The organism is Ensifer sp. ENS08, assembly GCF_014852195.1.
GTDB classification, from domain to species: domain Bacteria; phylum Pseudomonadota; class Alphaproteobacteria; order Rhizobiales; family Rhizobiaceae; genus Ensifer; species Ensifer adhaerens.
The window spans coordinates 1-24821 of sequence record NZ_JACVBF010000030.1; the positions used below are offsets into that span (position 1 = coordinate 1).

Below are 24821 nucleotides of genomic sequence, written 5' to 3' on the forward strand. Positions count from 1 at the left end.
GCTACGTTCGACGCGCGCGCGGTCCGGGACGTCGGAAGGATTTCATGAACGATCCTGCGGTCATTGCCCGGCGGCGACAGGCGCTCTCTGACCTCGATGCGGCGGAATGACCGGCTGCTTCAACTGTACAAGCTAAAGCCGATGGGTGCGTCTCATCCGCCCCCCCCCTTCCCTTGCAACCCGGTCCAGCCGGTTCGGTCGGGGGCTTGCCTCAGCGCCAACGGAGATGTCGAGTGTCGCATGTCTAAATGGCTGGCGACGTCGCAGCCCTATTCAGCTTTGACAAGAACTGTAGCCGGGTACATTCTATTTCCAAGTGCGACATGCCAATAATTTCAATGGGTTCCCCTTGGAGATTTTGGGATGTTTCGACGTTATTCGCAGCTGAATCTGGCCGATCGACGCCGCCTTCACCACTTTGTCGAACGCAAACTGCCGATCAACGAAATGGCGCGTCAACTTGGCCGTCATCGATCGACAATCTATCGCGAGATCAGACGCAACACATTCCACGATCGCGAACTCCCCGAATACAGCGGTTACTTCTCGACGGTTGCCGATGATATCAGCAAGGAGCGTCGGCGGCGCCTGAGGAAGCTCAGGCGCCATCCACAATTGCGCGAACTCGTGATCGATCGATTGAAGGCCTACTGGTCGCCTGAGCAGATAGCCGGCCGACTGTGGGCGGATGGACTTAGCCTCGTTCGGATCTGCGCCGAGACGATTTATCGCTTCGTATATGGCAAGGAAGACTACGGTCTCGGCCTCTTTCGTTACTTACCGGAGGCACGCCGCAAACGTCGCCGTCGCGGTTCCAAGAGACCGCGCGATGGCGTCTTCCCTGCAGCCTGCAGAATATCGCAACGCCCTGATTTTATTGATGATCGCTCGCAGTTCGGTCATTGGGAGGGCGACCTTCTGATCTTCCAGCGTGATCTGGGCAACGCCAACGTGACTTCATTGATCGAACGCAAAAGCCGCTACACGGTAATGATCAAAAACAACAGCCGGCACTCACGACCGATCATGGACAAGATCGTCGATACCTTTGCGCCCTTGCCGGCTTTTGCCCGACAGAGCTTCACGTTTGATCGCGGCACGGAGTTTACCGCTTTTAGGGCTTTGGAATTGGTATCGGCGCACGCAGCTGGTTCTGCGACCCCAGTGCGCCCTGGCAGAAAGGTGCAGTCGAAAACGTGAACAAGCGTATTCGCCGCTTTATGCCCGGCGATACGGATCTTGCAGCCGTATCGCAGCGCAATCTGATCCAACTCGCGCGCCATCTCAATGACCAGCCGAGAAAGTGCCTCGACTACAGGACACCGACAGAAGTGTTCATGGCACATTTGCAAGAAGGAGGCTGAACCCCTACCCTCAAAACAGGCATGATGCACTTCGGTTAGGTTCTCCAAGCCGCAAAGTTAAAGTGTCCTGATCCTGCAAAGTTGGAATGTCACTCTCCCCGGGTTTTGATGACCTGGGAGATTGCGGATGGGATTGATTGCGATGAGCGAGCGCGATCTGCAGCGGATTGAGGTTTTGTCGAAGGTGATCGCCGGACGCATGACGTTGGCGTCGGCGGAGCACGTGCTTGAGCTAAGCACCCGCCAGGTTCGCCGGTTGCTGGAGCGGATTGACACCGGCGGTACGGCGTCGACCCGGCCCCACGCTATGACCGTGCGCACCGTATGTTCGGCATCTTCCTAAGACAGTAGTCTTCGAGCTCCCCTGAAAATCGGGTAAAGGGCGCGTGGTGGCTCGGTCGGTCGTCGAGCGCGCGCCGGAGCGGGACGTAAGCTAAAAGATGGCCCGCAAACAGGCGCTTACGATTGTCAACATCAGCTGCGCAACGGAGGCCGACGTCTCTCAAAAGATGACCCGAAGCCTCTGATAAGGCAAGCCAATTGCAAAGCGGCATCGACTGTGGATTGACAGTCGACGGAAATGGGCGGATAGCCCGGATGCCATTTTAAGGCTTCAAAGCACCCTGCTCCCGGTTCTAGGGCTTTGGCAGTGATGCCGTTGACGGTTAGATGGGGTTGCGAAGCCGACCCCGGGCTCTCGGCCGCCCGGCAAAGCCACAAGAATTCTTCCACACGGACAATCAGAGGAAATCATGGAAACGGTAGAAATCAGCGATCGTAACGACTTTGCCCTTTGGGCCATTCAGCGCGCTCAGGAAATCGTGACGGGAGAAGGCGCAGCCTTCGCAATCGCAGCCCAGGGCGCAGACGAGGAAGCCCTGTCGCAAACCGCGGCCGCCCTCGGCCAGGCAATCAGCGATGCCATGCTCGAGGTTTTCGACGGTCTCGTCGCCTCATAAATTCTATCTGCGCCGATTGGCTCTTGCTACCGTCTCGCAGCCCGGACCAGCCAGCAGCATGGTACGGCCTCCCCATAGGATCGCGCGCCATGCTCGCGAAACTAGCCGTGACCGGTGGTACTACAGTCTCAGCGTCCTCAAGAGCTTCGACGAATTACTGAAGGAAGCCAGCGCCAGCCGGCTCCCTCCAGCAGAAGCATTAGATGACGCCGAGCGCGTCCATCGCTTCGGCGACCCTCACAAAGCCGGCGATGTTGGCTCCGAGCACATAGTCGCCGGGGTTCCCGTATTCCTCGGCGGTCTCGGCGCAACGGTCGTGGATCGACTGCATGATAATGGCAAGCCGTGTTTCGGTTTGCTCGAACGTCCAGCTGTCGCGAGAGGCATTCTGCTGCATCTCGAGAGCCGATGTCGCAACACCGCCCGCATTGGCGGCCTTGCCCGGGGCAAACATGACCCCTGCATCCTGAAAGATGCGAACCGCTTCCGGGGTCGACGGCATGTTTGCCCCCTCGCCTATTGCGATGACGCCATTCTTCACCAGAGTGCGGGCATCCTTGCCCGTGAGCTCGTTCTGGGTCGCCGAGGGCATCGCGACATCGCAAGGAACGTCCCAGACGGAGCCGCCCTCGAAATAGTGTGCCTTGGAACCTTTCAGCCTGGCATACTCGGATATCCGCTCACGGCGAACCTCCTTGATCTGCTTGACCAATTCGAGATCGATCCCGTCCTCATCGACGACATAACCGTTGGAATCGGAGCATGCGACGATCTTGCCACCGAACTCCGCGACCTTTTCCATGGTGTAGATAGCGACATTTCCGGATCCCGATACGGTCACGCGCCTGCCTTCGAAATCGAGGCCCTTGGTGCTGAGCATCCGCTGGACGAAGTAGGTCGCACCGAAGCCCGTTGCCTCCTTGCGTGCGCGCGAACCGCCGTAAATCAGCGCCTTGCCCGTCAGCACCCCGGCCTCATACCGGTTGGTGAGCCGCTTGTACTGGCCGAACATATAGCCGATCTCCCGGCCTCCGACGCCGATATCGCCGGCAGGAACGTCCGTGTATTCGCCCAGGTGTCGGTGGAGCTCGGTCATAAACGACTGGCAAAATCGCATGATTTCCCCATCCGTTCGCCCTCTCGGGTTGAAGTCGGAGCCGCCCTTGCCGCCGCCGATCGGCATGCCTGTCAGGGCGTTCTTGAAGGTTTGCTCGAAGCCGAGGAACTTGATGATCCCGACGTTGACGGAAGGATGAAAGCGTATCCCGCCTTTATAGGGCCCAAGTGCGGAGTTGAACTGCACGCGGAAGCCGCGGTTGATCTGTACCTGCCCAGCGTCGTCGACCCAAGGCACCCTGAAGATGATCTGCCGCTCGGGTTCGCAGATCCGTTCTATAAGGGCCTGTTCCGCATAGCGCGGATGCTTGGCAATGACACGCCCCAGACTTTCAAGCACTTCCCGTACGGCCTGGTGAAATTCCAGCTCGCCGGCGTTGCGCCTCAGCACTTCCGTTAGAATTGGTTCCAGCTTCTCATCGACATTCAAGATGGTTCTCCTCATGCGCGCAGCTTCTTAGGCGCAGACCCCTCGCGCATTATCGAAAGCTAGGCGGCAAGTGAAGATTTATTTCCCGCGGCCATGCAATTCTTGATTGCTTATTTGGACGCCGTTTTCCTTGGGAAAACAGGTTACCGAGCACCTGGAATGCCGATGGCGAGCTGAAGGGCCGCAGCCCGGGGAAGCGAGGCAGCCGCCCGATAGAATGGATTGCTCGCCCCGACAGCAAACTAGCGCGCGCATCGTCACCGTTGCGGTTGCATAGGAAGGAGAGCTAACTCGCCCTTCCCGCGATCCTGACGGGCCGCGTGCGCTTGCGCGTCCAACTCGACACGTGCCGAGCCAAAACGCGGATTGGAACCGCCCTCCTGATCTTGGCAGCAGGAGCTCCTATATTACAGTCCATCTCCCGCGCTGGCCCGCAGCCAGTGGGAGACAAAGCGAAGACGCGCTCACGAACCAGGTGGAGGATATCTGAATGACCGAGAGAGCTGTTCTGGCCGGCGGTTGCTTCTGGGGAATGCAGGATCTGATCCGCAGGCTCCCCGGCGTCACCGGCACCCGTGTGGGCTATACCGGCGGCGACGTGCCCAATGCGACCTATCGCAACCACGGAACCCATGCCGAGGGCATCGAGATATTCTACGATCCGGCGAAGACCTCCTATCGGCGGATTCTGGAGCTGTTTTTCCAGATACACGACCCCACCACGAAAAACCGTCAGGGCAACGACATCGGCACCTCCTATCGTTCGGCGATCTACTACGTCGATGACGAACAGAAGCGCATTGCCGAGGACACCATTGCCGATGTGGAAGCCTCTGGCCTGTGGCCGGGCAAGGTGGTGACGGAACTGGAACCCGTTGGCGACTTCTGGCAGGCGGAGCCGGAGCACCAGGATTACCTGGAGCGCTATCCGAACGGCTATACCTGCCACTTCCCGCGTCCGAACTGGGTGCTGCCCCGACGGTCCGCCGCGGAGTAACAAACGCCCCGGCGAGCGTCTGGCGAACCGTGTCCGCATGCAGCCGCCAGGTTCGGCGGACATGGACGCCGGCCGCATCATTCGAATTCAGGACAGTCGTTGCGACCTTGGGATGATTGTTCTCCTTCCTGGAGCATCACATGAACTTCAACAGTCAAAGACTTGAATTTACCGGACATTCCGGCGCTACCCTTGGCGCCAGACTCGACCTTCCAAACGGCCCGGTGCGGGCCTATGCGATTTTCGCCCACTGCTTCACCTGCTCCAAGGATCTGGCGGCGGCGCGTCAGATCTCGGCCGAACTCGCGCGCGAAGGGATCGCGGTCCTGCGCTTCGATTTCACCGGCCTCGGATCAAGCGAGGGCGAGTTCGCCTCGACCAACTTTTCGTCCAACATCGCGGATCTTCGTTCGGCCGCCGACTATCTACGGCTATACTTCGAGGCGCCGTCGCTCCTGATTGGCCATTCGCTTGGCGGTGCAGCCGTCTTTGCGGTTGCTAACGAAATTCCGGAAGTTCGCGCCGTGGCCACGATCGGCGCACCCGCGGACGTCGGCCATGTGCTCAAGAACTTCGGAGCGAGCCTCAAGGAAATAGAGGAAAGTGGTGCCGCCGAAGTCGATCTTGCCGGTCGCAAATTCCTGATCAAGAAACAGTTCGTCGACGACGCTTGCGCCCAGCGCCTTCATGAGGCTGTGGCCACGCTCAGGAAACCCGTTCTCATTCTCCACGCGCCGCTGGATCAAACGGTCGGCATCGAAAACGCCAGCGACCTCTTCCAGGCGGCCAAACATCCGAAGAGCTTCGTTTCGCTGGACAAGGCCGACCATCTGCTCACCGATCCTGCCGATGCCGCCTACGCCGCCCGGGTGATTGCGGAGTGGCTGAGCCGCTATCTCGTGGCCGACACTCCGCAGGGCACGGAGCCGGTGGAACAGGTCCAGGTGACGGAAACGGGCGAAGGCAAATTTCAGAATTCGGTTCAAGCCGGCAGGCATCGCCTCTTTGCCGACGAGCCGCAAAGCGTCGGCGGGTTCGATTCCGGGCCATCGCCCTATGACTACCTGTCGATCGGGCTTGCTGCCTGTACCTCCATGACGCTGCGCCTCTACGCCGACCACAAGAAGCTGCCGCTCGGGCGCATCAAGGTGGAGGTCTCGCATTCCAAGATCCATGCGCGGGACTGCGAAGACTGCGCTGCAACGGAGCGCGCCGACAGCGGGAAGATCGACCGGTTCGAGCGGGTCATAGCGATCGAGGGCGAGGTCGCAGACGAGCTTCGCTCCAAGATCGCCGAGATTGCCGACAAGTGCCCGGTCCATCGCACTCTGGAAGGGATCGCCAAGATAACGACGGCCGTGAAATAGTCCGCGGCCCTGCCCGGAATTTTCCTTTGTAGTATTCCGCTAGTACCCGTTGCCTCAGCCGGATTGCTAAACTCCGCCCATTGGTTTTTGGGAGGAAACAAATGGCAAACTCGAAAATTCTGATGATCACCGGTGATTTCACCGAAGACTATGAAACGATGGTTCCGTTTCAGACCTTGCTCGCCTGCGGCCACACGGTGCATGCCGTCTGCCCCGGCAAGAATGCCGGCGAGACGGTTGCGACCGCGATCCATGATTTCGAAGGCGACCAGACCTACTCCGAAAAGCGCGGCCATAATTTTGCGCTCAACGCCACCTTCTCCGCCATCCGCGCTGAAGATTACGACGCGCTGGTCATACCCGGCGGTCGCGCGCCCGAATATCTGCGTCTCAACCCGGATGTCATCAAGGCTGTCCAGCATTTCTTCGCGGCGGGAAAACCGGTGGCGGCCATCTGCCACGGCGCACAATTGCTGGCGGCGGCTGGCGTGTTGAAGGGCCGCACCTGTTCGGCCTACCCGGCGTGCCGTCCGGAGGTCGAACTTGCCGGCGGCATTTATGCGGATATCGCGATCAGCGACGCGGTCGCCGACGGCAACCTCGTGACCGCGCCGGCGTGGCCCGCCCATCCGTCGTGGCTGCGCCAGTTCATGGCTGTGCTCGACGCCTCGGCCCTGCTACAAACAGACGCCGCCTGAGAAGGCAGCCACGGGAGGGGCGAGATGTGCGAGTTGTTCATAAAGGCGGATGCGCGGCTCTGGGAGAGCACCACCCGGTCGCTGCGCATCGATGGCATGGTGACGAGCGTCCGGCTGGAGAACTTCTTCTGGTCGAAGCTTGAGGAGATCGCGCGGCGCGATCGTATGAACGTCACGCAGCTGATCACCAAGCTACACCACGAGTCCATCGATGCCGGGCATGATCTCGGGAACTTCACATCATTCCTGAGGGTCTGCTGCGCGCGCTATCTCGACCTGCAGCTGTCAGGTGACATTCCGACGGATGTCAACCAACCGATCGCCGGGCTGAACGCTCCGGCGATCCTCACGCGCGAGCAGGAAAAATATCATTGAGCTGAGGCAGGCTGCCCCTTCGCGGGGGCAGTCCCGGCTCGACGCGCCCCTCGCCTGCTGCCGCGGATCCAGGATCATCAAACCAAAGTCGTTTGGTTCAAGCCCCGGCGACAAGACTATGCTATTCAGGGGGCCAGCGATTCTGAGTTTGTAGTGCAATGAGCCCCAAGACCCGCGGTTATCTGTTTGCCTTCCTTGCCATTTGCATCTTTGCTGGCCAGGACGCCATCACCAAGTATCTTGGCGACCGCTACCCCGCTTTGTTCATCACGATGATCCGATTCTGGGCGTTTGCGCTCTTCGTGTTCGCTTTCGCCGCCTCGTCATCGGGTGGACTTCGCAAGACCGCTCAGACGCGCCACCCCTGGCTGCAAGTCGTGCGGGGCCTGCTGCTCGTCGCCGAAATCGTCGTCATCGTCATTTCCTACGTTCACGCCGGGCTCGCCATGAGCCAGTCGATCTTTCAGGCGACACCACTGATAATCACCATCCTCTCGATCCCTCTTCTCCGGGAGACCGTGGGATGGCGGCGCGGTGCGGCCATTCTGATCGGTCTGATCGGCGTTCTGGTGATCATCAATCCCGTCAACGTGCACTTCGACATGTCGCTGCTTCTGCCGCTCGCAGCATCCGTGCTTTTCGCGCTTTACAGCATTGCCACCCGCGCCGTCAGTCGCGAGGATTCGGCCGTCACGAGCCTCTTTTATGCCGGCGTTGTCGGCGCCGTGGCGATCTCGCTGGTCGGCCCGTTCTACTGGACAGAGGTGGTGCCGTCCGATTGGTTTGCCCTTGCCGCGCTTTGCGTCTGTGGCACCCTCAGTCACTTTTTCCTCATCAAAGCCTACGGACTGCTGCCGGCAACCGAAGTCCAGCCCGTTACCTATTTCCAGCTGGTCCTCAACGTGATCTTCGCCGTCATGCTCTTCGGCGAGACGATCACTCACAACATGATCGTCGGCGCGCTCATCGTCGTCGGCGCCGGTCTCTTCACGATCTGGCGCGAGCATCAGCTGGCGAGACGGTCGTCGGTATCGCGCGCCTAGTCCTGCCCGCTGACCGGCCGCTCAGGCGCCGCCAGCGATATGAGAGCAGCCAGCGTCTTTCGAAGGCCGAGATCAAGCCGCTTGTCCTGCCGGACGATCATGCAGAGCCGCCGGCTCAGTTTTGGCGAAAGGGCCTGACCACAAGCTCGCTCGATCCTGCCGCTTCGCCGGCTCATCGCCCACATGCGTGGCGCCTTCAGGCTTGATGATCCAGGTGCGTGGCCCGCTGAGACCCCGCAGCATCCTTCATCGCACGCTCCGCAATCGTTGAAAGCCTGAGTTCGGCAAACTCCTGCAGCAGGGTCCGCTCCGCTTTTTCGAAGGCGTCCACCAGCGCCGCATTCGCTGCGCGCTCCACCGGGCAGGTCGGATGGTCCTCGGACACGCCTGCCGCCAGAACCTGCCCATCGTCCAGCGCCCGCTGCACATCGAGCACCGTCAACTCCTCAAGCGGCCGCAGAAGCGCCCAGCCCCCTCCCCGGCCGCCTTCGGAACCGACGACACCCTTGCGCTTCAACGCCCCCATCGTCCGGCGAACAACCACCGGGTTGGTGTTCAGCATCTTGGCGATGGTCTCTGACGTCTCCCGTCCCCCGAGCAGTGCCATGTGAATGAGCACATGGATCATCCGCGCCAACCGGCTGTCTTGCTTCATTCGACTCCCCATAGCGTAACAACATAAGTTACACACTCTTGACGCGATCTGTTTCCGTAACTTATACAATTACGGTATAAGAGTGTCGAGAAGGAACGAAGATGCAGGCCCAGACAATCCAGACCCGAACCATCCGCATGGGCTTTATCGAACGGGGAAACGGCCCGGCCGTTCTGCTCTGCCATGGCTTCCCGGAGACCTCCCATGCCTGGCGGCACCAGGTAGCGGCACTTGCGGAGGCGGGCTTTCGCGCGATCGCGCCTGACATGCGCGGCTACGGCCTCTCGGAATGTCCTCCATCGGTCGACGAATACAGCGTGTTTCACATCGTCGGCGACATGATTGCTCTGCTGGATGCCCTCGACCTATCAACGGCCATCCTCGTCGGTAACGACTGGGGCGCGACCGTTGCCTGGCAGGCGGCACAGATGCGGCCCGACCGTTTCTGCGGCGTCGTCGCCATGAGCGTGCCGATGATGGGCCAGGCGCCCGTTCCGCCGACCCGGATCTTCCCGCGGACCGACGAGGCAGAATTGTACACGCTCTATTTCCAGGAGCCTGATGTCGCCGAGGCGGAGCTGGAGCGTGACATCGGCCAGACGCTGCGAAAGATCCTCTTTGCGGCTTCCGGCGACGCGGGCGCGCGACAGGCCGGAGACCAGACACCCAATCCGTTCGGCATGGTATCGCGCCGGCATGGACTGCTTGCGCCGCTGCCCGACAGCATGCCCGACTGGCTCACTGCTGCAGACCTCGACACCTACATCAGCGCCTTTGCCACGACCGGTTTTCGCGGAGGGTTGAACTACTATCGAAACCTCGATCGCAATTGGCAGCTGCAGGCCGCTTTCGCCGGCGTAAAGGTCGAAATTCCTGCCCTGTTCATGGTCGGCGAGCGCGACACGGGCATCGCCATCCCCGGGATGCGCGAAATTGTCGATGCGATGCCGACGCTCGTCCCGCAGCTCAAGGAAAGCATCATCGTGCCCGGCAGCGGCCATTGGCTGCCGCAGGAGCGCCCCGATGTCGTGAACGAGGTTCTCATTCCGTTTGCCCGGAATGTTTGAAAGTCACGTGATCAACGAGCGAAGGACACCCCCTGTCCCCCGAGACCAAAAAATGCATGATCGCACACGCAAAACGTGTGGATCCAAGGGGTGCATCTCGATGAAACGGGTGCGGCCCGGGCCCTCATGCGACTTAAATCCAAACTTAAAGTATTCCCAGGATTGCTCATGAAAACCTTTCGATATCTCTTTTTGCCCGTAATCGTTGTCGCCTTGTCGGCTTGCACCACAACCTCCGACGATTCCCGGCAGCAGGCGCTATCGATCACGGCGCGCAGCGGCGTGAAGACGCTCGTCGCCAAGAACTGGGATATCGACGATAACTGCAGCCAGATCGACTATCCGGCGATGACGATTGCGGAGAAGCCCAAGCATGGCCACCTGGAGATTGTCCACGAGGCGGTCTATCCGAAACTGGTGGGCAAGCAGTCAAAATGCGCGACAACCAAGGTGAATGGCGTCGTCGCCTACTATACGCCGAACCCCGGCTATACCGGCCGCGACCGGCTTGTCATTCGCTCCCCCTATGAAGACGGAAAGATCGAAGAAGGCGTATTGAGCGTGACTGTCGTCAAATAGACAGCCGCTTGGTCGGGCGGCGGAAGCACCCTGGAAAACGAAGTGCCATCGAACCGGTTCCGCGCTATAATCGGGTGCGGGGTGGAAAGAAGGTGAAGCCAATGAAGAGGCTAGCAATCTTTGCCTTGTCACTGGCGGCGGTGGCTACGAGTGTTCCGCCGGCCATGGCATTTCCTCCAGCCGTTACGGCGGAGATCGAGGCATCTCAAGTCCAACCGGTTCAGTACAGGCACCACGGCGGCGGCTATCACGGCGGCTACAACCACGGGCATCACCACGGCGGTGGCGATGACTGGGCATGGGCGCTCGGCGGATTGGCAACCGGCGCGATCATCGGCGGGCTGCTCGCGCAGCCTCGCTACTATGGCCCGGGCTATTATGACGAAGGCTATTACGGCCCGACCTATTCCGCCCCACGCTACTATGCGCCGCGCTACTATCGCCAAACCTATTACGGAGGCAGCGCCCACACCCGCTGGTGCTACGCTCGTTACCGGTCCTACAGGGCCTATGACGACACGTTCCAGCCGTATTACGGTCCGCGGCAGGCGTGTGTCTCCCCCTACTACTGAAGCGTTGAAGCTCAGCTGACACGGGCTTCATAACTTGTTGCAGATTCCTCGGTTCGGCACTTGCCGGATCGACGTGGCAGGCCGCCTCTCTAATGTCTGCAACTTTAGTCTTTTTGTCGAAGCCGATGAAAGGAAAGTTTTGCAACCCTAATGTACGCAATGGTAGAGTGCATTGTTTGCGCTTCCCGCGCGGCCTGATTTGTAGCGTTTAGAGCACTTTAAGAGGGCTGTGCCCCCGGGGACCGTCAGCATGCTGAACCTGCCTCGCCTGCCGCTTCTGGACAACCTTAAGGGGTATCAGGGAAGTTGGTTGCGCAGCGACATTTCCGCAGGCGTCGCCATTGCCGCGGTCGGATTGCCGAGCGCCATCGCCTATCCCGCCATCGCCGGGCTGCCGCCCGAGACGGGCCTTTATGCGAGCATCACGCCGCTTGTCGCCTACGCCCTTTTCGGTCCGTCGCGGCAACTGATCGTCGGACCGGATGCGGCGACGATGACGGTGCTGGCGGCCGTGCTGACGACGGTATTCGCCTCCTCTGCCGGTGGCGCTGACCGCGTAACGGCGGCGGCCCTGCTGGCCCTCATCGTCGGCATCCTCTGCCTGATTGCACGCCTCGTCCGTCTCGGCGTGCTCGCGACCTTTCTTTCGCGCCCGATCCTCACAGGCTTCTTTGCTGGAATTTCCCTCTCGATTCTGGTTGGACAGATCAAGCGCGTCACCGGCGTCCAGATCGAGTCGGACGGGCTGATCAGCCCTATTCTCGAACTTCTGAGGCAGGCCGGCTCCATCCACTGGCCCACTCTGGTATTTGCCTTGGCGTGTTTTGCGCTGCTGCAGGTCGCCCGCTTCTATCGCTCACCCGTTCCAGGTCCTGTTTTCGTCGTCTTCGTCGCGGTGTTGTTGTCATATCTCTTCGACTTCGAAGGGCGCGGCATGACGGTCGTCGGCAACATTCCCGACGGCTTGCCGACCTTCGTCCTGCCTCGTCTCGAGGGTCTGCCGATCGATGGATTGCTGACCGGCGGCGCGGCAATCTTCCTCGTCAGTTTCGGTTCCGGTGTCATCGCAGCGCGCAGCTTTGCGGCGCTCGGCGGCTACCGCGTCGATCCGAACCGTGAACTGAGCGGCTTCGGCGCCGCCAACATCGCGGCAGGACTGTTCGGGACGTTTCCGGTGACCGCCTCGGATTCACGCACGGCCGTGAACTTCGCCGTCGGTGGGCGGTCGCAGATCGCGAGCCTCGTTGCGGCGGGGACCCTGATGGTGGTGCTGCTCTTTCTTGGTGACGTCCTTCGCATTCTGCCGGTCGCCGCGCTCGGGGCGATCCTTGCGGCAACGGCGCTCAGCCTGATCGACATCGACGGCCTCAGACGGATCTGGACCGTCAACCGCATCGAGTTCATTTTCGCGCTGATTGCCCTTTGGGGACCGATCGGCCTCGGCGTGCTGAACGGCGTGGTCATCGCCATCGCTGCAACACTGGTCTACCTCATCTTGCAGACCATGTATCCGCACGACGCCATGCTGGGCCGCATCCCCGGGCGCGACGGCTTCTACAAGCTGCATCGCGTGACCGAGGCACGCCCGGTTCCAGGCTTCGGTGCCTGCATGGTTCAAGATAGTCTGCTTTTCTACAACGCCGATTACGTCCGCGAGCGCCTCGAGGTGATCGCCGAGAACCTGCCGAAACCTACCCGCTGGCTGGTGATCGATGCGAGCGCCATCCCGCAAATCGACAGCACCGCCGCGGACATGCTTGGAGAGTTGCAGAGCGACCTGAAGAACCGCGGCGTCACGCTCGGCCTGGCGGAGTTGCATACCGATGCGCGCGCCCTGCTCGAGCGCTCCGGGGTCGTCGAGAAGATCGGCCCGGGTATGATCTTCGAGGGAATGGAAGATGCGCTCGACGCTTACGAGACCAAGTACGGGCGGAACGACGGTCAGTCGACCGGTTCTGTCGAGATCAAGCCAGATGACCATGTCCAAACGGGAGGGAAAAATGGGCAAGCATGACGGCAAGAAGAAGAAGGGCAAAGACAAGAGCGAAGGCGAAATAGCCGATGACGCGACGACTTCGGACGACTCGTCATCCGAGGGCTATGCCAAGGAGCTCGCCCGGCTGCAGCAGGAAACCGCCCATCTGCAGGCCTGGGTGAAGAAAACAGGCGCGCGCATCGTCATCGTCTTCGAAGGCCGCGATGCGGCCGGCAAGGGCGGTGTGATCAAGCGGCTAACCGAGCGTGTCAGCCCACGCGTCTTCCGCGTGACCGCGCTGCCGGCGCCGACCGACCGCGAGAAGTCGCAGATCTACATGCAGCGTTATATCCAGCACCTGCCCGCCGCCGGCGAGATCGTGATCTTCGATCGCTCCTGGTACAACCGCCCCGGCGTCGAGCGCGTTATGGGTTTCTGCTCGGATGACAGTGCCCGACGCTTTCTCGAGCTCGCGCCGCGTTTCGAAGCGGCCATGGTCGAAAGCGGCATCATCCTGCTCAAATACTTCCTCGACGTCAGCGAGAAAGAGCAGGAAAAGCGGTTCCGGCAGCGCATTGCCGATCCGCTGCGCCAATGGAAGCTCAGCCCGATGGACGTCGAATCCTATCGCCGCTGGTGGGATTATACCCGCGCCTACAACGAGATGATCCGTATGACGGACACCGATTTCGCGCCCTGGTGGATCGTACCGTCGGATGACAAGAAGCGTGCCCGCATCAACTGCATCTCGCACATTCTCTCGTCGATCCCATACGAGCGCGTGAAATTCTCGGAGCCCGATCTCGGCAAGCGCCAGAAGCGGCCGGATGACTTTGCGGCGGACGACCACGTGCGTAGAAACGTGCCCGACGTTTTATAAGACTAAAAAGCCCGCACCAAAGGTGCGGGCTTTGAACGCTTTCGATCGGGACGGGCCGCAGCGCGACAACGCGATGCGACGCCGGGACGGTCGTACTCAGGCTTTTTCGGGAGCCCAGTTCAAGAAGAACCCGACGTCACCGGGCACGCCACCCGGGAAGTTGATGATCATCGCCTTCAACTTGTAGCCACTTGGTTTGCCGAAGGCCTGATAGCGATCAAAGAACTCTTTTGCTTTCCCCTGCAGCGTGTTCGGCCAATCCCGGTCACCGCTGTTGATCGCGCGGCCGCTGTCAGTGCAAAGCTCGGACGGGAAGCTGTAGACCATCGCTTCGAACTTGCCGGCCTTCACGGCGTTCGCGACCAGCCGGCGAACGATGGCGATTTCCTCTTCCGTCACATGCTGCTTGAGAAAATCCGCGGCAAAGTCGGCGAGCTTTTGCTCTTCGATGGATTTTAGTCGCCGCTCCTTGTCCATCTCGTCCATTTCACGCTGGAGCATCTGCATTCTGAGGTCCTGTGCACTCGGAGGTGCGCCGGCATTCTTGTTGTCAGACATCACGTCGATCCACTTCAAGCAAATGGGCGCTCTGTGACGAAGCGATACACGGCTTCCGTGCATCACATGACCAGGGACGTCCCGCAGTTACATCCAAGGAAACCCAAATGGCAGTGCAATTCGGGGACGAAACATTTTCGAATGTGAGCCGCTATATCTCCGATGGCCCTCTATTCATTGGTCTTTTCACTGCAAAACGAAAGAACCGCGACTGGCTCTCCCGATGCAAGGCTATCCTAAAATACCACAACCGCAAGAGGACAGTGACAACTTAACAGGGGCGGCAAGATCAGTCGAAAATCCATGCGCATGCAAAGCACTCGCGGGCCTTACATAACGATCAGGCCACGGCTGCCGGGCGCACCCTAGAGCGCGGAATGCGCCTGCGCGCTGCCATGTGTTTCCGGCGAGCCATAGTGGGCCGGCAGGCCGCAAATGGCCTCCATCCTCGGGTCGTTCTCGCCAATACGCTCATCAATCCATGATTTCGCCCAATAATAAGCTTCGGCAAACAGTTCGGAGTGCCGGCTCCAATCCATAAAGCTTATCGCCGCCGAGACTGGTGGGGAAATCAGGATGTCCTTTTCCCCGAGAGCGATCTCCTGCGGCCGGTGCGCCAGCATGCTTGCGGCAATGACCTGGATCAGGTTGGGGATTTTCGGCAGGCCCGAGCGGCCGAAGGGGTTGAGCAACCGAACGGTCAGTTCGGACGCGCCGGGAATACTGTCATAGTCGATGTGCTGTTTTCCGGGACCACCCCCACCCAGGCTCACGACGACGTTCGGGCCTGTCTTCAGTTCCTTCATCTGTTCCAGTGGCAGATTGTTCATGATCGCCCCGTCGACCAGCATGTCACCGTCGGCCGTGAAGAAGGGCGGCAGTATGCCGGGGATCGAGCCCGACGCTCTGACGGCCTGCCATAGTCTTCCGCGGCGATGGACATGCGCTTGCCCTGTGCTGAGATTGGTCGACAGCGCGAAAAATGGCAGCCAGAGGTCTTCGATAAGAACGTCGCCATATTCCGCCTGCAGGGTGCGGTCGAGCACCTTGTGATCCAACAGCGCATATTGCGGCACGGTCAGGCGACGGAACGCGCGGCTGCGGACGAAGATCTCGTGCGTCCCACGATTGATCTCGTCGGCGTTCATGCCGCGGGCGAAGCCCGCCATCATCGCCGCTCCCGAACTGGTGCCTCCCAGATAGTCGAAGGAGGCGCCGGCCTCGATAAAAGCCTTGTGGACGCCAAGATGCGCGCATCCGAGCGAGCCCCCGCCGGCTGCGACAAAGCCCCTCGCCTCGCCGGCAATGAAGCGGACCAAACGCTCGACATCCTCAATGTCTTCGAGCGCCACGTGATGATGCTGCCGGAGTCCGGGGCGCTCGTTCAGCCAGCCGCTGGTGCCGACGACCGTTGCGGCGCGCTTGTCATGCACCAGAACGAGCCGCACGCTTGATGGCGAGTGCACTGACAGCGCCAGTTGCTCTGACGGGTTGAGTTTTGCAGAGTTGGACGGCTCGCCGACCAACAGGACACCATCGGCCTGGCGGATGCAGACACGCGTCCAGTCGCTTGGTTCGTCGTCGGTGATGTAGACGATGCCTCCGGTCTTGGCTTCCAATTGGTTGAGCCAGTCCAGCACCGGCTGATCATCGATCGGAACGCCGGGAAAGCGCTCTTCGATGTCGGCCCTCGCCAGGAATGCCGTGCGCGTGGATCCGGAAAAAGCCTTGCGCAGTAGGTCGATGAAGCGGGGAGAAACCCGGCTGCTTCCGGCAGCAACAATTGCGAGCGTCCTTATCCGGCAGGCGCCCTTGGCATGCGGCGAAGCCGGTGCCTGCTTGGCAAACCGTCGCGCCAGAAACGTGGTGACCGATTGGCGCAGGCTCGGCAGGGCACTCGCCGCCTTTTCGAACTGGTGGTCACAGATCGAAAGAACAATGGAATCGCGAGCAGCAACGACCGTAGCCATGCGCGGCAGCCCGGCGAAGAAACCGACCTCGCCAACGAGTTCGCCCTGCCCTATCTCGGCAATAGGGTCGGAGACGTCATCCCGGTGCACGGTAAAGCGGCCGGACAGGACCACGAAAAACCGGTCCGACGGTTCGCCTTGGCGGACCAGGATCTCGCCACGCCGCACGATGCCGCGATCGGAATTGGCGGCCAAGGCTTCCAACGCAGCCAATGACGTCTGGTCGAACATCAGGGTCTCCGACAACAGCTTGGCAGCAAGGGAACCGGTGGCGTCCATTGAACCTTCCTTGGAAACAGGCCGCTTACGAGCTTAGCCGTTTCGATCGGGATTGCCGAACACATTTCCTCGCCACGCCATATGGCGCAGGCGGCTTTCACCGGACCATAAACAGATGGGCTCGCCCCTGAAGACACGATAGCGACGCCGGGTCGAGGGCGCCAGCGGGACACAACCTTTCTGTGCAGAATAGCATTGCGTTGCACCTAGCCTGGGCGGCAGGGTATTACCCTAAGACTTGCAGAACCCGCCGCGAGACGGCGCTCAGGACTATCGCAAACCTTTCGTTAGGCTTGCTTCTTGCCGCCCTCGTCGCTCGCCTTACCCTCCGGCTCCACGTCAGGCTTTTGGTGTCGCACGGCCTTGGCTTCGAAGTAGCCGATGATGGTGAGAACGGCGAAGGCGGAACCGACCGCCAGGCCGGCAACGATCCAATGGCCGAAGCCGACCGAAATGCCGATCGCGCCGGCAAGCCAGAGGCTGGCCCCGGTCGTCAGGCCCTGAACCTCGCCGCGAGACAAGACGATTGTGCCGGCTGCAAGAAAGGCGACACCGGCTGTGACCGCCTCCACCACGCGCAGAGGATCGATCCGGACGCGTTCGTCGAAGAAGCCGCCGAGGCGGACGCTTTCAATCGAGATGATGCCGAAGGTGCAGGCTGCGAGGCAGACGAGCATATGGGTCTTGAGGCCGGCTGGTCGTGCCTTGACCTCGCGCTCGAAGCCGATGACCGCGCCCATCAGCAGCGCTCCAAGAATGCGCGCAAAAATGACCGGATAGGGAATTTGCGATGGCGGGAACAATTCGGCAGTGATCTGATCCATGCGGAACCAACGCGAATGCTTCGCATTGGTTCCGCATGATGGCGCCCGCGCCTCACCCAGTGCGCAGACGCCAGGAGCGGCCTGTCCCCACCCCGCTCCGAAGCGCTAGAAGTCGCTTAGTTACCGAGGGCCGCGAGGGCTGCGTCCAGGCGTTCCTGAGCCTTCTTCGGGTTCTTCGCTCCCTTGACCGCTTCCAGGTTGGCCGGCGCATCGCCGACCTGAACGACGCCGACCATGCCCATGCCGTAGTGCGGCGTGCACTTTACGCCGTAGACGCCCGGCGCCGTGAAAGTCACCTTGTAGTTTTCATTGATCTTGCTTTTGAAGGCCTCAGCGCCATCGGGGATCATGCCCTTGATGGTTTCAACGTTATGTCCCTTGTCGGTCGGGATGAAGGTGACCGTGTCGCCGGGCGCAACCTTCAGCGACGCCGGCTCGAAAACCATCGCGCCGTCCTTGCCCTTGTTCAGCATGTGCACTTCGAAGTCCGCGGCGGCTGCCGGTGCGGCGACCAGCATTGCCGCGATCGCGATACCAAATCCGCTCTTGATTGCATTCAACATCGTCTTCTCCATTTGAGCGACCAGCCCGTGCTCGGGTTGTTCGAGAAGAGGATTAAGCCTGAGACGCCCCCTCCACTTTGATGCGCGTCAAATTCGCGCCGCTTTTTTGTCGTCATTGACAATACATAGGATTCCTATATTAATGACCCTATGAGCAAGGAACCTGACACGACACCGCCCCTGATCGACCGTATCGGCGACGGCCTTTCCCGCGTAGCGACGGCCATGCGCACGGAGGCCTGGTCGAGTGCGGAAGCGATCGGCCTCAATCCAACGCAATTGCAGATCCTGACCTTCCTGGTTGCCCGTAGACGCAGCGGAATGCGGGTAAAACAGATCGCCGGTTATCTCGGCGTCAGCCAGCCGACGACGACGGACTCGGTCAACGCGCTCTTGCGCAAGGGGCTGGTCGAGAAGCGGCCGGATCCGAGCGACGCGCGCGCCCTTTCGGTTGCCACCACGCCGGCCGGCGAGGACGCAGTACGACAGGCGGGGCGGCTCGTATCAGCCACGGAGGATGCCATCGCTTCGCTTTCGAGGCTGGAGCAGCAGGATCTGCTCATGCATCTCGTCAAGATCATCCGTGGTCTGCAGGCGGCTGGCGCCATCCCGGAACAGCGCATGTGCGTCAACTGTCGATACTTCCGGCCGCATGTCTATGACGACCCGAAGGCGCCGCATCACTGCGCGTTCGTCGATGCTGCGTTCGGACCGGCGGAACTGCGCGTCGATTGCGGCGAATACGAAACGGCAGAACCCGAAGCACAAAGGGCCGCCTGGCGTCTCTTCAATCGCGAGACGGTCTGATCATGCGAGACGATCCAGCCGCCGGCGCCAATGCCGGCGGTCCCGAAGGCGTCGCTACCCCCCCGGCGCCTCGCCACAAGCTTCACCATCGGAATTCGCGAGCGCCGTTTCCTGCGTCGCAAGCGGACAGACGATGATGTCGGCGCCGGTCCGACGACTGCCATCGGCGGACCGGCAATTTTCTCCCTCCAGCAAATAGAAAGAGAAAACCATGAGCAGAATTAATCTAGTCGACCCCGTTTCGGCAACTGGCCCCAGCGCCGAACTGCTTGGCGAAATCCGCTCCGCCTTCGGGGTAGCACCCAACATGTTCCGCGCCGTCGCCAATTCACCGGCGGCCCTTGCCAGCATGTGGGGCTCCTTCGGCGCGCTCGGCAGGGGACGCCTCGGCGCCAAACTCGGCGAGCAGATCGCCGTTGCCGTCGCGGATCGCAACGATTGCCACTATTGCCTGGCGGCGCACACCGCACTTGGCCGCAAGGCCGGCGCGACCGCCGAGGAGATGACGGCAGCGCAGCACGGCAAGTCCTCCGATCCGAAGACGGCGGCGGCCCTTACCTTTGCTCAGAAGCTCGTCGAGGCGCGCGGACAGGTATCCGACGTGGATGTGCGCACCTTGCGCGACGCCGGCTTCGATGACGAGGACGTCGTCGAGATCATCGCGCATGTCGCGCTCAACCTGTTCACCAACTACATCAACGTCGCGCTTGCCGTTCCGGTCGACTTCCCCGGCGTGAAGCTCGTTCGCGAAGCCGCCTGATCCGCACATGTCGCAAAGGCCGGGCGACGAGCGTTCGCCCGGCCGTCTTGGAGATGAGAACAATGAACAGCAATCACAGGACCGCGGCTCCGGAACTCGCCGTTTCGACCTGGTTCAACACACAGGAACGTCCGAGCCTTGCGCAGCTTCGCGGCCGGGTCGTTTTCCTTCATGCGTTTCAGATGCTGTGCCCGGCCTGCGTTTCGCACGGACTGCCGCAGATGCAGCGCGTCCAGAGCATTTTTCGGGATACCGATCTTCAGGTCCTCGGCCTGCATTCGGTGTTCGAGCATCACGCGGTCATGACACCCGAAGCGCTGAAGGCTTTCATTCATGAATATCGCCTGACCTTCCCGATCGCCGTCGACCAGCCTTCCGAGCAGGGACCGATACCGAAAACGATGGAGCGCTACGGCATGCGAGGCACGCCGACGGCAATCATCATCGGACGCGACGGTCATGTCGAGCACCACCGCTTCGGCATCGAAGATGACATGGTCATCGGCGCGCGTCTTGCGACACTCCTTTCCGCCCCGATCCCCGATTTCGCCGCGGCCACCGCCACTTCAGCCGGGTGCACGAGCGAAGGATGCGTGCCCGACGCGCGTGCCGGCTAGAACCTCTGAGCAAGGAGAACAGACGATGACGACCAGAAAGGCGCTCGCCCTCAGACATGTGCATTTCGAAGATCTCGGCAGTTTTGCCGGACCGCTGCGGGCGGCGGGATTTGAAATCGAGTACCGCGATGTCGGCGACGAAAATTACCTCTCTTTCGATCCGTTGGAGCCCGATCTCGTCATCGTGCTCGGTGGTCCCATCGGGGTCTATGAAGACGGGGCCTACCCCTTCATCGCCGGGGAAATCGCCATGCTTCAGGCACGTCTTGCCGGCAACCGGCCGACGCTCGGAATCTGCCTCGGCGCCCAGCTGATCGCCCGCGCGCTCGGTGCCCGCGTCTACCCTTCCGGCCTGAAGGAGATCGGGTTTTCGCCGCTGAGCCTTAGCGCCGCAGGCGAGGCCTCGGCTCTCCGCCATCTCGCCGACGTCTCCGTCCTGCATTGGCACGGTGACACCTACGACCTGCCGGCCAGCACTGACCTGCTGGCCTCGACATCGCTGATCGCGCAGCAAGGCTTCGCGCGCGGCAATACAGTGCTCGCCCTTCAGTTTCACCCGGAGGCCCAAGCCGGCGCGGCCTTTGAACGCTGGCTCGTCGGTCACGCCTGCGAACTGGCGACCGCCGGGCTCAGCGTGCCGGGCCTACGCGCCGACGCCCGACGTCACGGGCCTCGCCTGGAGGCGGCGGCCGCGTCGATGATCGGCGAATGGCTGGAGAACATCGATGGTTGAGCAGGCCCCGATTGCGCTCGACACCCTGCTCATCGGCACCCTCACGCCGATCGACGACCGCGGAACCTTAAGCGGTATCGACAAACACCCGGCTCTCGGGCCGGTACATCTCGGCACAACCGGCTTTGCCGGCGACCATCAGGGCGATCTGAAGAGGCACGGTGGCCCGGATAAGGCCGTGCATCATTACCCGCGCGACCACTACGAGGCTTGGGTCAAGGATCTCGGAAGCGTAACCAGGCTGGAGCAGCCGGGCGCCTTCGGCGAGAACATCTCGGCCTTTGGATTGACCGAAAGTGATGTCGCGGTCGGCGACCGTTTTCGCCTTGGCAAAGCCCTTCTCGAGGTGAGCCAGGGCCGGCAACCGTGCTGGAAGCTGAACCGCCGTTTCGATCTGCCGGATATGGCCCGCCGCGTCCAGCAGACCGGCCGAACGGGATGGTACTACCGGGTCATCGAAACCGGCTTGGTTTCGCCCGGTGAGCGGATGCAACTCGTCGAGCGGCGCTATCACAAATGGACGATCGCCCGGCTGTGGCACTATCTCTATGTCGATACGCTCAACCGCGATGCCCTGTCCGAAATCGCCGATCTCGCCATCCTGCCCCCGAATTGGCGGGACTATGCAGCCAAGCGCCTGCAGACGCGGGCTGTCGAAGATTGGTCCCGCCGGCTCGACGGCGAGGCTCCGGCTTCAACGCCTGGCGGCGCCGTCGAGGGTCGTGACCAGTCGTTGCCGAACGGATGACGCCGACCTGCGGCGGGTGGCGGCCCTGTCCGGCCGCGCCAGCATCTCGGCGATCTCATCGGCAATGAAGATGGCGTGATCGTTGACCTGCGGCAGGCCCATGAGTTCGCCGAAGGTGCCGCGCGCCAGCGGCCCGGCAACGATCAGCGATCTCTCGGCCACGCCACTCGTTCCGATCGCCCGACTCGCCTCATCGCAGGCAAGCCCCAGTCCGACACTGTCTAGGCGCAGCCAGCCCTTCGACGCCAGATCCGCGAGCCAGTCCTGGCTGGAAAGAACACCCGTATGCGCCGGGCCGGTCGTCACGACGCAGGCATCGAACAACAGGCGTTCCCGGATGCGCGTCTGCCGGTGACGGATATCGACCGCGATGACCTGACCGTAGCGCTCGACGCCTTCGATCGAAGCGCCGAGGACACGCAACTGTCGCGTCTCGATTGCCTGCCGGATCGCGTCATCGATCTGCGGCGCCACGCGGAACCGGTGGGCGTCCCAGAACGGTCGCAGGCGCTGCACGAGGCGGCGTCGCTCTGCAACCGGCAACGCCCGCCAGACTTGTCCGCCCTGGCTACGCAAGGCGTCGAAAACCGCATGCCAGCTGAGCCCCGCCAGAGCGGCCTGCCGCACCGCCAGGCGCACGCGTCGAAGCAGTTCGAGCGCGGTTCGCGCCGGGGTACCGACAAAATCGCCGAAGGGTTCCTGTGCTCTTCCCGCATGGCCTCGCGAACGAAGTCCGCGGCGCGACAGGGCGACGATCGAGCCGCGGTGGTCGGCGAGCCTCAGCGACGCAATCACGTCCGCCGCCGTCAGGCCGTTTCCAAGCACCAGAACGTGATCATCGGGACGAAGGCAGGTAAGAGACCCAGCGACCGTAGTGTCGGCGACGAAACGCGGGTGGCCTTCGAGCGCCTGTGCAACGCGCTTCGGCGCACAAGGCGAGGGATGCGTCGTGGCAATCACGACGATGTCGGCCAGCAGCTCCGTCCCAGCGTCGGAGGTCAGCTTCCAGCGCGCTCCACGCCGCTCGATGCGCGCGATGCGCTCGCGCCGGTGCACGACCTTGCCGCTCCGCACGAACGGCGCGACGAACGCGCCGACGTATCGCCCGAACACCGCCCGCCGCACATAAAGATGGCCATCGGCCGCCCTTGCGTCCGGGTCGCCGCGCGGCTCGCCATGGGCCGCCAGCCAGTTCAAAAAATCGTCGGGATCATCAGGAACGAGGCTCATGCGGGCCGCAGGCACATTCGTGCGATGGGCGGGATTGCCGCTATCATAGGCAAGGCCCGCGCCGAGCTGGTCTCGCGGCTCGAAGATCACGATGGCTGCGCCGTCGCTGGCGGCATGGCGTGCAAGGTTCGCCGCGACCACTGCGCCCGTGAAGCCGCCGCCGACAATGGCAATGACCGGTCGCCGCACAGCTGTCACGACTGGGAGACCTTCAGCTTCGGGCGATGATCGCCGGCGATGGTTTCGCCGAACGGCCCGGTGTTGATCGACGTCTCGCGTGCCGGGACGGCGTGGGCCAGCGGCAGATGCGGCAGAACCAGTTCACCGAAGCGATAGGCCTCTTCGAGATGCGGGTAACCGGACAGGATAAAGCTGTCGATGCCGATTTGCCGATATTCCTCCATGCGCGCCCTGACTTGATCGGGATCGCCGACGAGCGCCGTTCCTGCCCCTCCGCGCACCAGACCGACGCCGGCCCAGAGATTGGGAGCGATTTCGAGCTTGTCACGGCGACCACCATGCAGGCGGCTCATGCGGCTCTGACCAACCGAATCCATGCGCTCGAACACCTTCTGTGCGGCAGCAATCGTGTCGTCATCCACATATCGTATCAGTTCGTCGGCAGCCTGCCACGCTTCCTTTGCGGTTTCGCGAACGATCACATGAAGGCGGATGCCGAAGGTAACGTCCCTGCCCTCGGCTTCGGCCAGGGCGCGCACTTCGGCGATCTTGCGGGCAACGTCCTCGACCGGCTCGCCCCAGGTCAGGTACTTGTCGATCGTGCGCGCTGCCACCTCCTGGCCCTTGCCGGAGGAGCCGCCGAAATAAAGCGGCGGGTGGGGCTGCTGTACGCACGGAAACAGGAGCTTCCCGCCTTCGATATCGAAGTGGTTCCCCTTGAAATCGACCTCTTCTCCGCGAAGCACGGCCTTGTAGATGTTCAGGAATTCCTCGGTCACCTCGTAGCGTTCGCCATGCGCGAGATGTATGCCGTCGCCCTTGTTTTCGATCGGATCGCCGCCGGTAACGACGTTGATCAGCAGCCGTCCACCCGAGAGACGGTCCAGCGTGGCCGTCATGCGTGCCGCGAGCGTGGGCGAAAGCTGGCCGGGCCGAACCGCGATCAGGAACCGCAACTTTTCAGTGAGCGGCGCCAGCGCCGAAGCGACCACCCAACTGTCCTCGCAACTCCGCCCCGTCGGGATGAGCACGCCATAGTAGCCGAGCGTATCGGCGGCCTGCGCGACCTGCTTGAGATAGTTGAGGTCCACGTTTCGGCCGCCGCGCGTGGTTCCGAGATAGCGGCTATCGCCGTGGGTCGGCAGAAACCAGAGCACATTGATCTTTTCGGGGATCTTCTCGGGGATTTCGTCGGGCACAATTCCCATTCGCGCAAGCCTCCTCGCAGGTTCCTTCGGAGGCACGCAAGAGCGTCCCTCGATTGTCAAAAAGCATAAACTCTATAAAATTTATTGACAATAAGAATTCGGACGATCATCCTTGATGTGAGGAAAAATTTTTCCCGCAGCAGCCGTGAGCGACCGGGAATTAGATTAAATTTTTCGAGGATTTGGCCATGACCATTGCGCTTGCCGCTTCTCCCGCATTCGATGCCATCGTTCCGACCGCCAATGGTTACGGGTCGATCACCACGC

24 protein-coding genes and 3 pseudogenes are annotated in these 24821 nt (G+C 61.6%); 18 read left to right on the forward strand and 9 right to left on the reverse strand.

Going from position 1 to position 24821, the window contains the following annotated elements:
* The first annotated feature begins 363 nt into the window (after positions 1 to 363).
* Both IB272_RS33540 and IB272_RS33545 read left to right on the forward strand, forming a co-directional pair.
* A pseudogene (locus tag IB272_RS33540) lies at positions 364 to 1364 on the forward strand (IS30 family transposase).
* Positions 1365 to 1491: 127 nt separating this feature from the next.
* Positions 1492 to 1674, forward strand: a pseudogene (locus tag IB272_RS33545) (ISNCY family transposase); the annotation flags it as partial.
* A gap of 32 nt (positions 1675 to 1706) precedes the next feature.
* Here the strand turns inward: IB272_RS33545 and IB272_RS35245 are convergent.
* Positions 1707 to 1843: pseudogene (locus IB272_RS35245) on the reverse strand (nitrate ABC transporter ATP-binding protein); the annotation flags it as partial.
* A 273-nt stretch (positions 1844 to 2116) separates the two neighbouring features.
* Here IB272_RS35245 and IB272_RS33550 point away from each other — a divergent pair.
* On the forward strand, positions 2117 to 2323 hold the full coding sequence (locus IB272_RS33550; RefSeq protein WP_060520539.1) for a hypothetical protein: 207 nt from the start codon (positions 2117 to 2119) through the stop codon (positions 2321 to 2323).
* Between the two features lie 199 nt (positions 2324 to 2522).
* Here IB272_RS33550 and gdhA read toward each other — a convergent pair whose 3' ends face one another.
* A complete protein-coding gene (gene gdhA, locus IB272_RS33555) occupies positions 2523 to 3884 on the reverse strand; it encodes an NADP-specific glutamate dehydrogenase (RefSeq protein WP_246810513.1) in 1362 nt (453 codons plus the stop codon).
* A 475-nt stretch (positions 3885 to 4359) separates the two neighbouring features.
* Between gdhA and msrA the strand changes: the two genes are divergently transcribed.
* From msrA to IB272_RS33580, 5 genes are all read left to right on the forward strand, one after another.
* Positions 4360 to 4866, forward strand: coding sequence for a peptide-methionine (S)-S-oxide reductase MsrA (msrA, locus tag IB272_RS33560; protein ID WP_060520547.1), 507 nt, complete (start codon positions 4360 to 4362; stop codon positions 4864 to 4866).
* A 140-nt stretch (positions 4867 to 5006) separates the two neighbouring features.
* Positions 5007 to 6233 (forward strand): bifunctional alpha/beta hydrolase/OsmC family protein, encoded by a 1227-nt coding sequence (locus IB272_RS33565; protein ID WP_192445818.1) that lies wholly within the window; start codon positions 5007 to 5009, stop codon positions 6231 to 6233.
* Positions 6234 to 6334: 101 nt separating this feature from the next.
* Positions 6335 to 6931, forward strand: coding sequence for a DJ-1/PfpI family protein (locus IB272_RS33570; RefSeq protein WP_034802015.1), 597 nt, complete (start codon positions 6335 to 6337; stop codon positions 6929 to 6931).
* A gap of 24 nt (positions 6932 to 6955) precedes the next feature.
* Complete coding sequence (locus tag IB272_RS33575) at positions 6956 to 7306, forward strand: ribbon-helix-helix domain-containing protein (RefSeq protein WP_060520550.1); 351 nt, start codon at positions 6956 to 6958, stop codon at positions 7304 to 7306.
* Positions 7307 to 7464: 158 nt separating this feature from the next.
* A complete protein-coding gene (locus IB272_RS33580; protein ID WP_192445819.1) occupies positions 7465 to 8349 on the forward strand; it encodes a DMT family transporter in 885 nt (294 codons plus the stop codon).
* A 196-nt stretch (positions 8350 to 8545) separates the two neighbouring features.
* Here IB272_RS33580 and IB272_RS33585 read toward each other — a convergent pair whose 3' ends face one another.
* On the reverse strand, positions 8546 to 9004 hold the full coding sequence (locus tag IB272_RS33585) for an Rrf2 family transcriptional regulator (RefSeq protein ID WP_060520551.1): 459 nt from the start codon (positions 9002 to 9004) through the stop codon (positions 8546 to 8548).
* Positions 9005 to 9105: 101 nt separating this feature from the next.
* Between IB272_RS33585 and IB272_RS33590 the strand changes: the two genes are divergently transcribed.
* The 5 genes from IB272_RS33590 (at position 9106) to ppk2 (ending at position 14077) form a co-directional block, all read left to right on the forward strand.
* Positions 9106 to 10071 carry an alpha/beta hydrolase gene (locus tag IB272_RS33590; protein WP_192445820.1) on the forward strand — a complete coding sequence of 322 codons (966 nt, stop codon included), beginning with the start codon at positions 9106 to 9108 and terminating at the stop codon, positions 10069 to 10071.
* A gap of 168 nt (positions 10072 to 10239) precedes the next feature.
* On the forward strand, positions 10240 to 10650 hold the full coding sequence (locus tag IB272_RS33595; RefSeq protein WP_192445821.1) for a hypothetical protein: 411 nt from the start codon (positions 10240 to 10242) through the stop codon (positions 10648 to 10650).
* Positions 10651 to 10751: 101 nt separating this feature from the next.
* The gene (locus tag IB272_RS33600) at positions 10752 to 11222 is read left to right on the forward strand and encodes a BA14K family protein (protein WP_034802004.1); all 471 of its coding nucleotides are present in this window, start codon (positions 10752 to 10754) and stop codon (positions 11220 to 11222) included.
* 250 nt (positions 11223 to 11472) lie between these two features.
* A complete protein-coding gene (locus tag IB272_RS33605) occupies positions 11473 to 13236 on the forward strand; it encodes a SulP family inorganic anion transporter (RefSeq protein WP_192445822.1) in 1764 nt (587 codons plus the stop codon).
* Complete coding sequence (gene ppk2 / locus IB272_RS33610; RefSeq protein ID WP_034802000.1) at positions 13223 to 14077, forward strand: polyphosphate kinase 2; 855 nt, start codon at positions 13223 to 13225, stop codon at positions 14075 to 14077. The genes IB272_RS33605 and ppk2 overlap by 14 nt, the downstream gene beginning before the upstream one ends.
* A 96-nt stretch (positions 14078 to 14173) precedes the next feature.
* Here ppk2 and IB272_RS33615 read toward each other — a convergent pair whose 3' ends face one another.
* The 4 genes from IB272_RS33615 to IB272_RS33630 form a co-directional block, all read right to left on the reverse strand.
* Positions 14174 to 14635 (reverse strand): histidine kinase, encoded by a 462-nt coding sequence (locus IB272_RS33615; RefSeq protein ID WP_112773188.1) that lies wholly within the window; start codon positions 14633 to 14635, stop codon positions 14174 to 14176.
* Positions 14636 to 15000: 365 nt separating this feature from the next.
* On the reverse strand, positions 15001 to 16884 hold the full coding sequence (locus IB272_RS33620; RefSeq protein WP_192445823.1) for a patatin-like phospholipase family protein: 1884 nt from the start codon (positions 16882 to 16884) through the stop codon (positions 15001 to 15003).
* Between the two features lie 287 nt (positions 16885 to 17171).
* Positions 17172 to 17708 carry an MgtC/SapB family protein gene (locus tag IB272_RS33625; protein ID WP_034801997.1) on the reverse strand — a complete coding sequence of 179 codons (537 nt, stop codon included), beginning with the start codon at positions 17706 to 17708 and terminating at the stop codon, positions 17172 to 17174.
* Positions 17709 to 17824: 116 nt separating this feature from the next.
* On the reverse strand, positions 17825 to 18226 hold the full coding sequence (locus IB272_RS33630; protein WP_051659607.1) for a pseudoazurin: 402 nt from the start codon (positions 18224 to 18226) through the stop codon (positions 17825 to 17827).
* Between the two features lie 195 nt (positions 18227 to 18421).
* Here IB272_RS33630 and IB272_RS33635 point away from each other — a divergent pair, with 195 nt between their 5' ends.
* From IB272_RS33635 to IB272_RS33655, 5 genes are all read left to right on the forward strand, one after another.
* Positions 18422 to 19078: a MarR family winged helix-turn-helix transcriptional regulator gene (locus IB272_RS33635; protein WP_112773177.1), complete on the forward strand. Its 657-nt coding sequence runs from the start codon at positions 18422 to 18424 to the stop codon at positions 19076 to 19078.
* A gap of 211 nt (positions 19079 to 19289) precedes the next feature.
* A complete protein-coding gene (locus IB272_RS33640; RefSeq protein WP_112773176.1) occupies positions 19290 to 19838 on the forward strand; it encodes a peroxidase-related enzyme in 549 nt (182 codons plus the stop codon).
* A 62-nt stretch (positions 19839 to 19900) separates the two neighbouring features.
* Complete coding sequence (locus IB272_RS33645) at positions 19901 to 20455, forward strand: TlpA disulfide reductase family protein (RefSeq protein ID WP_210339556.1); 555 nt, start codon at positions 19901 to 19903, stop codon at positions 20453 to 20455.
* 25 nt (positions 20456 to 20480) lie between these two features.
* Positions 20481 to 21188, forward strand: a complete 708-nt coding sequence (locus tag IB272_RS33650) for a glutamine amidotransferase (RefSeq protein ID WP_090429116.1) — start codon at positions 20481 to 20483, stop codon at positions 21186 to 21188.
* Entirely contained in the window at positions 21181 to 21936 is a 756-nt protein-coding gene (locus tag IB272_RS33655) for an MOSC domain-containing protein (RefSeq protein ID WP_192445824.1), read from the forward strand. The genes IB272_RS33650 and IB272_RS33655 overlap by 8 nt, the downstream gene beginning before the upstream one ends.
* On the opposite strand, the gene IB272_RS33660 is transcribed toward IB272_RS33655, so the two are convergent.
* Together IB272_RS33660 and ssuD are read right to left on the reverse strand one after the other, a co-directional pair.
* Positions 21883 to 23364, reverse strand: a complete 1482-nt coding sequence (locus IB272_RS33660; protein WP_112773172.1) for an FAD/NAD(P)-binding protein — start codon at positions 23362 to 23364, stop codon at positions 21883 to 21885. The two genes, IB272_RS33655 and IB272_RS33660, sit on opposite strands and share 54 nt — an antisense overlap.
* Complete coding sequence (gene ssuD / locus IB272_RS33665) at positions 23361 to 24554, reverse strand: FMNH2-dependent alkanesulfonate monooxygenase (RefSeq protein WP_210339557.1); 1194 nt, start codon at positions 24552 to 24554, stop codon at positions 23361 to 23363. The genes IB272_RS33660 and ssuD overlap by 4 nt, the downstream gene beginning before the upstream one ends.
* Positions 24555 to 24821: the final 267 nt, after the last annotated feature.

Coding starts and splice junctions, on each gene's coding strand:
- IB272_RS33550 (WP_060520539.1), top strand. CDS start 2,117: ATGGAAACGGTAGAAATCAGCGATCGTAACGACTTTGCCCTTTGGGCC.
- gdhA (WP_246810513.1), bottom strand. CDS start 3,884: ATGAGGAGAACCATCTTGAATGTCGATGAGAAGCTGGAACCAATTCTA.
- msrA (WP_060520547.1), top strand. CDS start 4,360: ATGACCGAGAGAGCTGTTCTGGCCGGCGGTTGCTTCTGGGGAATGCAG.
- IB272_RS33565 (WP_192445818.1), top strand. CDS start 5,007: ATGAACTTCAACAGTCAAAGACTTGAATTTACCGGACATTCCGGCGCT.
- IB272_RS33570 (WP_034802015.1), top strand. CDS start 6,335: ATGGCAAACTCGAAAATTCTGATGATCACCGGTGATTTCACCGAAGAC.
- IB272_RS33575 (WP_060520550.1), top strand. CDS start 6,956: ATGTGCGAGTTGTTCATAAAGGCGGATGCGCGGCTCTGGGAGAGCACC.
- IB272_RS33580 (WP_192445819.1), top strand. CDS start 7,465: ATGAGCCCCAAGACCCGCGGTTATCTGTTTGCCTTCCTTGCCATTTGC.
- IB272_RS33585 (WP_060520551.1), bottom strand. CDS start 9,004: ATGAAGCAAGACAGCCGGTTGGCGCGGATGATCCATGTGCTCATTCAC.
- IB272_RS33590 (WP_192445820.1), top strand. CDS start 9,106: ATGCAGGCCCAGACAATCCAGACCCGAACCATCCGCATGGGCTTTATC.
- IB272_RS33595 (WP_192445821.1), top strand. CDS start 10,240: ATGAAAACCTTTCGATATCTCTTTTTGCCCGTAATCGTTGTCGCCTTG.
- IB272_RS33600 (WP_034802004.1), top strand. CDS start 10,752: ATGAAGAGGCTAGCAATCTTTGCCTTGTCACTGGCGGCGGTGGCTACG.
- IB272_RS33605 (WP_192445822.1), top strand. CDS start 11,473: ATGCTGAACCTGCCTCGCCTGCCGCTTCTGGACAACCTTAAGGGGTAT.
- ppk2 (WP_034802000.1), top strand. CDS start 13,223: ATGGGCAAGCATGACGGCAAGAAGAAGAAGGGCAAAGACAAGAGCGAA.
- IB272_RS33615 (WP_112773188.1), bottom strand. CDS start 14,635: ATGTCTGACAACAAGAATGCCGGCGCACCTCCGAGTGCACAGGACCTC.
- IB272_RS33620 (WP_192445823.1), bottom strand. CDS start 16,884: ATGGACGCCACCGGTTCCCTTGCTGCCAAGCTGTTGTCGGAGACCCTG.
- IB272_RS33625 (WP_034801997.1), bottom strand. CDS start 17,708: ATGGATCAGATCACTGCCGAATTGTTCCCGCCATCGCAAATTCCCTAT.
- IB272_RS33630 (WP_051659607.1), bottom strand. CDS start 18,226: ATGCTGGTCGCCGCACCGGCAGCCGCCGCGGACTTCGAAGTGCACATG.
- IB272_RS33635 (WP_112773177.1), top strand. CDS start 18,422: ATGAGCAAGGAACCTGACACGACACCGCCCCTGATCGACCGTATCGGC.
- IB272_RS33640 (WP_112773176.1), top strand. CDS start 19,290: ATGAGCAGAATTAATCTAGTCGACCCCGTTTCGGCAACTGGCCCCAGC.
- IB272_RS33645 (WP_210339556.1), top strand. CDS start 19,901: ATGAACAGCAATCACAGGACCGCGGCTCCGGAACTCGCCGTTTCGACC.
- IB272_RS33650 (WP_090429116.1), top strand. CDS start 20,481: ATGACGACCAGAAAGGCGCTCGCCCTCAGACATGTGCATTTCGAAGAT.
- IB272_RS33655 (WP_192445824.1), top strand. CDS start 21,181: ATGGTTGAGCAGGCCCCGATTGCGCTCGACACCCTGCTCATCGGCACC.
- ssuD (WP_210339557.1), bottom strand. CDS start 24,554: ATGGGAATTGTGCCCGACGAAATCCCCGAGAAGATCCCCGAAAAGATC.